General features: G+C 42.7%; 1 protein-coding gene. It reads right to left on the bottom strand.

Going from position 1 to position 2,534, the window contains the following annotated elements; genetic code table 11:
• Nucleotides 1-2,315: TIR domain-containing protein (locus tag V6C93_RS29745; RefSeq protein WP_333480292.1), on the bottom strand; the 2,315-nt coding region annotated here is incomplete at its 3' end.
• Nucleotides 2,316-2,534: the final 219 nt, after the last annotated feature.

Here is a 2,534-nt window from a genome sequence, read left to right as displayed (position 1 = left end):
TCGAATACAGCATCATTAAACCCTACGCGCTCTCCCAATAGTTTCACGGGAATTTCAGGAGGAGGAGAAATTCCTTCTCCCCGTGATATCACGTTACCCTGGACATCCGTGTCACTTAATTTACAGATACCAATAAAGCGCTCCTCGTTTCGCAAACGGTTAGCTACAACCGGGTCAGCCTGAAAATCTCGGTACAAATCGTAGCCAATCAATCGGGGTTGATACTGATTGAGTCTCTCCAACAGAAGTGCTAATGCCTTGTCGGGTACGGTTCCGATTCCTTTGCCAAACTTTTTGTTCAGTGCTGGGAGATCTTCTTCACGAATTTCAACAATCAGAAAGCGTTTATCCTGCACTTCACTGGGTCGCCGTCGCATCATCTGGTCGTAAGTGTCCAGTTCCAGAGGTTGCAACAGTCCGAGGTAGCGTACTCCTACAACTAAGGCTGTCACTGCCAAACTCGTCAAAATTGCGGTATGAAGCTTCGGTTTAAAGTAAGGAGTCTTACGACTGGTAGTAATGTACAGGGTCTGGAGTTCTGTAGGTTGGGGGTATTTGGTCGCACCTAACTGGAGCCATTGCTCGGAGTCTGCCAAATCCTTGCCCCGTAACAAATAACTGGGGTCGCGTTTCTCTCTATCCCATTCGAGTGCTTTGAGTAACAATCGCGTGTGCGATCGCATATACTCCAAGTCAGTGTCCAACGTTCTGACCAGTTCGCCAAAGCTGGCATAAAAGTCGCCATTATGTTTGTTAAAGTCAATCCACTGGATAGCAGCTAAATCCGGGTGTAATTCTGCGCTAGGTACGGCTCTATGCAATACCGTGACAATCCGCTTGTTCAGCTTTCTGGCATACTCCACCTCCGAAGCACAGTAGGGTGAGTTGACGGAACTTGGGGAAATGATAAATAAGAAGTTATTGGAACTTTCAATCCCTCGGTAAATTTCCTTCTGAAAATCAGCCCCGGACGCAATACTCTCTTGGTCAAACCACGTCTTTTTCCCCTGAATCTGAAGTGCGTCATTTAACTTCCGGGCAAAATCGGAATCGACGCGGGAATAAGCAATAAAAACATCTAAGGATGATTCTGGAGGCTGCTTAGCGCTTTCACTAATAAACTCTTCATGCAAAGGCAGTGGTGGGTGTACAGTTCGCTGCTTTGCCACCTTGAGCCAAGCTTCAGCCTGTTTCAGATTGTACCCCCGCAAGAGAATACTCGGATTGCGATTTTGTTCAAGCCATTTGAGGGCTTTAACTAAGAGAATTTTATGCTGTTCGTAATAAGGAGCATCTTGATTGAGTAGCCTTAATAGATTATCCGCATCTTTTTTATACTTGACCTCATCGCGATGGTTCGTAAAATCAATAAATTGCAAAGCTCGCAGATGAGGAGGTATAGCGTTGAGTTCAGTTGGTTCAATCAACAGTGGAATGATACGTTTATTTTTGTCAAAAGCGTGAGTAATTTCTTCCTGGCAGTACCAAGATTGGAGCGAATGAAGGGAAATAAACCAAACAACGTTATCGGCTCCTTCTATCCCTTTATTGATTTCTTTATGAAATTCAGTTCCTGTTTTAATATCAGTTTTATTCGTCCAAATCGTGAACCCATTTCGCCTCAATGTTCGACTGAGTTTATTGGAAAAATCTTGGTCTGGGTCGGCATAGCTGATGAACACATGAGTCATCAAGTTATTCGCATTCTTAAGGCTTTCACTAATAAAATCACAGTGTAAATCCGTGGGAAGACAAGGAGGCTGTTCATCTTTAAACTGCCTCTTTAACCAAGATTCAGCCTGTTGACGTTCTTCTCCAGTTAACAAATAGCTATTTTGTTTTTGATGTTGTTCCCAATCCAAAGCTTGAACTAAAAGCTGAGTATGTTGTTCGACATAATCCCTATGTCGGCACATCAAATCAATTAAGCCTGTAAAAGCCGCTTCAAAATCGTCTTTCTCTTCTTGAAAATAAATCCAATTGATTTTGCCGATAGTTGGGTGCATCTGGTCCCAACAGTCCTTGAGTTCGACATGCAGCAACGGAATAATGCGTTTATTATGCTCGATAGCCCATAAGATTTCTTTCAGGCAATAGGCTGATTTAACGGAGTGTGGGGCAATAATAAACAGAAAATTATGTGACTTCTCAATGCCATCATAAATTTGTTCTTGAAAGTCTACACCGAGGGGAATATCGTTTTGGTCAAACCAAACTCTTAAGCCTTGTTCAACTAATCGAGTATGAAGTTTTGTAGCAAATGCTTTACTATCGGCTCGTCCATAGGAGATGAAGGCATCGAAAAAACTGTCCATTTTGAACACCCTACATAAAACGATAGATAAAGCGTCTCGCCACTGGTTAAGATAGTCAAAAGTATCTGCTACATTACTTTTTTAACCCGAAAAACGCTCTAATGCTTCCAATCGAGAAAAATTAACAGCTACTGCGAAAATAAAGGCGATCGCGAATCTCAAACTTGAGGATGAATGTAGCGGTAATAAGTCGCGGGTTCCTACGACTTACCAGATTGA

Source organism: Allocoleopsis sp., from assembly GCF_036703385.1.
GTDB lineage: Bacteria > Cyanobacteriota > Cyanobacteriia > Cyanobacteriales > Coleofasciculaceae > Allocoleopsis.
The sequence above is the reverse complement of the archived record's forward strand: the minus strand, read 5'-3'. Positions and strand labels throughout refer to the sequence as shown.